Here is a 4,067-nt window from a genome sequence, read left to right as displayed (position 1 = left end):
AAGTCTCCCACCTATCCTACACATGTAGGTTCAATGTTCAGTGCCAAGCTGTAGTAAAGGTTCACGGGGTCTTTCCGTCTAGCCGCGGGTACACAGCATCTTCACTGCGATTTCAATTTCACTGAGTCTCGGGTGGAGACAGCGTGGCCATGGTTACACCATTCGTGCAGGTCGGAACTTACCCGACAAGGAATTTCGCTACCTTAGGACCGTTATAGTTACGGCCGCCGTTTACCGGGGCTTCGATCAAGAGCTTCTCCGAAGATAACCCCATCAATTAACCTTCCGGCACCGGGCAGGTGTCACACCGTATACGTCATCTTGCGATTTTGCACAGTGCTGTGTTTTTAATAAACAGTCCCAGCCACCTGGTCACTGCGGCTCCAATCAGCTTAGGGAGTAAATCCCATCACCAATCGGAGCGTACCTTCTCCCGAAGTTACGGTACGATTTTGCCTAGTTCCTTCACCCGAGTTCTCTCAAGCGCCTTAGTATTCTCTACCTGACCACCTGTGTCGGTTTGGGGTACGATTCGGTATAATCTGAAGCTTAGAGGCTTTTCCTGGAAGTATGGCATCAGCAACTTCATCACCTTAGTGACTCGTCTCGTGTCTCAGCCTAACAGCAACCCGGATTTACCTAAGTCACTAGCCTACTCACTTTCACATGGACTACCAACGCCATGCTTGCTTAGCCTGCTCCGTCCCCCCATCGCAATTATACCAAGTACGGAAATATTAATCCGTTTCCCATCGACTACGCCTTTCGGCCTCGCCTTAGGGGTCGACTTACCCTACCCTGATTAACATGGGATAGGAACCCTTGGTCTTCCGGCGTGCGGGTTTTTCACCCGCATTATCGTTACTCATGTCAGCATTCGCACTTCTGATACGTCCAGCATACCTCCCGGTACACCTTCAACCGCTTACAGAACGCTCCCCTACCACTCAGAATAAATTCTGAATCCGCAGCTTCGGTGCATAGTTTAGCCCCGTTACATCTTCCGCGCAGACCGACTCGACCAGTGAGCTATTACGCTTTCTTTAAAGGATGGCTGCTTCTAAGCCAACCTCCTGGCTGTCTGGGCCTTTCCACATCGTTTCCCACTTAACTATGACTTTGGGACCTTAGCTGGCGGTCTGGGTTGTTTCCCTCTTCACGACGGACGTTAGCACCCGCCGTGTGTCTCCCGGATATTACTTTACGGTATTCGGAGTTTGCAAAGGGTTGGTAAGTCGGGATGACCCCCTAGCCTTAACAGTGCTCTACCCCCGTAAGTATTCGTCCGAGGCTCTACCTAAATAGATTTCGGGGAGAACCAGCTATCTCCCGGTTTGATTAGCCTTTCACTCCTAGCCACAGGTCATCCCCTAACTTTTCAACGTTAGTGGGTTCGGTCCTCCAGTTGATGTTACTCAACCTTCAACCTGCCCATGGCTAGATCACCGGGTTTCGGGTCTATACCTTGCAACTAATCGCCCAGTTAAGACTCGGTTTCCCTACGGCTACCCTATTCGGTTAACCTCGCTACAAAATATAAGTCGCTGACCCATTATACAAAAGGTACGCAGTCACCCAACAAGTGGGCTCCTACTGCTTGTACGTACACGGTTTCAGGTTCTATTTCACTCCCCTCACAGGGGTTCTTTTCGCCTTTCCCTCACGGTACTGGTTCACTATCGGTCAGTTGGGAGTATTTAGCCTTAGATGATGGTCCACCTATATTCAGTCAAAGTTTCACGTGCTCCGACCTACTCGATTTCACTTAAAAGGGATTTTCATGTACGGGACTATCACCCTGTATCGTGGCACTTTCCAGAGCCTTCCATTAACACCAATTAAGCTTAAGGGCTGTTCCGATTTCGCTCGCCGCTACTTTCGGAATCTCGGTTGATTTCTTTTCCTACGGGTACTTAGATGTTTCAGTTCTCCGCGTTCGCCTCGTTAACCTATGTATTCAGTTAACGATACCTGCAAGCAGGTGGGTTTCCCCATTCGGAAATCCTAGTCTCAAGTGCTTTTTACTAGCTTGACTAGGCTTATCGCAAGTTAATACGTCCTTCATCGCCTCCAACTGCCAAGGCATCCACCGTGTACGCTTAGTCACTTAACCATACAACCCAAACGGGTCTTTGTTTCGTGACAGTTTAACTTCGCCAGAAGTTAATATTGAATACTAAAGTAGATACCAATCAACAAACGTAAAACGTTCATTAAATGGCACTGAATGATACTGCTATCATTCTTTTTTACTTTTGAAAACTCTGTACAAATACACTGTATTTATACGAATTTTATTATCAGCTTTTCCAAATTTTTAAAGAGCATATTAATTAGTTATCCCAAAGGGATACGCACTAATTAACAATCATCTGTGTGGACACTACGAACAAATAAGTTCTAAATCGTATAAGGAGGTGATCCAGCCCCAGGTTCCCCTAGGGCTACCTTGTTACGACTTCACCCCAGTCATGAATCACTCCGTGGTAAACGTCCTCCCGAGGGTTAGACTATCTACTTCTGGAGCAACCCACTCCCATGGTGTGACGGGCGGTGTGTACAAGGCCCGGGAACGTATTCACCGCGTCATTCTGATACGCGATTACTAGCGATTCCGACTTCATGGAGTCGAGTTGCAGACTCCAATCCGGACTACGACGCACTTTAAGTGATTCGCTTACTCTCGCGAGTTCGCAGCACTCTGTATGCGCCATTGTAGCACGTGTGTAGCCCTACACGTAAGGGCCATGATGACTTGACGTCGTCCCCACCTTCCTCCGGTTTATCACCGGCAGTCTCCTTAGAGTTCTCAGCATTACCTGCTAGCAACTAAGGATAGGGGTTGCGCTCGTTGCGGGACTTAACCCAACATCTCACAACACGAGCTGACGACAGCCATGCAGCACCTGTATCAGAGTTCCCGAAGGCACCAAACCATCTCTGGTAAGTTCTCTGTATGTCAAGTGTAGGTAAGGTTCTTCGCGTTGCATCGAATTAAACCACATGCTCCACCGCTTGTGCGGGCCCCCGTCAATTCATTTGAGTTTTAACCTTGCGGCCGTACTCCCCAGGCGGTCTACTTAATGCGTTAGCTTTGAAAAACAGAACCGAGGCTCCGAGCTTCTAGTAGACATCGTTTACGGCGTGGACTACCAGGGTATCTAATCCTGTTTGCTCCCCACGCTTTCGTACATGAGCGTCAGTGTTGACCCAGGTGGCTGCCTTCGCCATCGGTATTCCTTCAGATCTCTACGCATTTCACCGCTACACCTGAAATTCTACCACCCTCTATCACACTCTAGTTTGCCAGTTCGAAATGCAGTTCCCAGGTTGAGCCCGGGGCTTTCACATCTCGCTTAACAAACCGCCTGCGTACGCTTTACGCCCAGTAATTCCGATTAACGCTCGCACCCTCCGTATTACCGCGGCTGCTGGCACGGAGTTAGCCGGTGCTTCTTCTGTAAGTAACGTCACAGATAGCCTCTATTAAAGACTACCCTTTCCTCCTTACTGAAAGTGCTTTACAACCCGAAGGCCTTCTTCACACACGCGGCATGGCTGCATCAGGCTTGCGCCCATTGTGCAATATTCCCCACTGCTGCCTCCCGTAGGAGTCTGGGCCGTGTCTCAGTCCCAGTGTGGCTGATCATCCTCTCAAACCAGCTAGGGATCGTTGCCTTGGTAAGCCATTACCTTACCAACTAGCTAATCCCACTTGGGCTAATCTTTTGGCGTGAGGCCCGAAGGTCCCCCACTTTGGTCCGTAGACATTATGCGGTATTAGCAGTCGTTTCCAACTGTTGTCCCCCACCAAAAGGCATATTCCCAAGCATTACTCACCCGTCCGCCGCTCGTCAGCAAAGTAGCAAGCTACTCTCTGTTACCGCTCGACTTGCATGTGTTAGGCCTGCCGCCAGCGTTCAATCTGAGCCATGATCAAACTCTTCAATTAAAAGTTTTTTGTCTTTCGACAGCTCAATGAATTCTGAATTTATTTAATATCTTTCGATATTGAATTGACTGTGCCGAAGCAACTTATAAATAAGTTACTTCTGTTGGTCACTCAG

2 rRNA genes are annotated in these 4,067 nt (G+C 48.8%); both read right to left on the bottom strand.

Annotated features, from left to right (window positions below):
* Window positions 1-2,113: ribosomal RNA gene (locus tag H5182_RS21825) — 23S ribosomal RNA — on the bottom strand; the annotation flags it as partial.
* Window positions 2,114-2,410: 297 nt separating this feature from the next.
* Window positions 2,411-3,952, bottom strand: a 16S ribosomal RNA gene (locus H5182_RS21820).
* Window positions 3,953-4,067: the final 115 nt, after the last annotated feature.

It is taken from the genome of Pseudoalteromonas sp. SG44-17 (assembly GCF_014164235.1).
In the GTDB taxonomy this organism is placed as follows: Bacteria; Pseudomonadota; Gammaproteobacteria; order Enterobacterales; family Alteromonadaceae; genus Pseudoalteromonas; species Pseudoalteromonas rhizosphaerae.
Note: the sequence above shows the minus strand (reverse complement) of the source record. Positions and strands in the feature narration are given on the sequence as shown.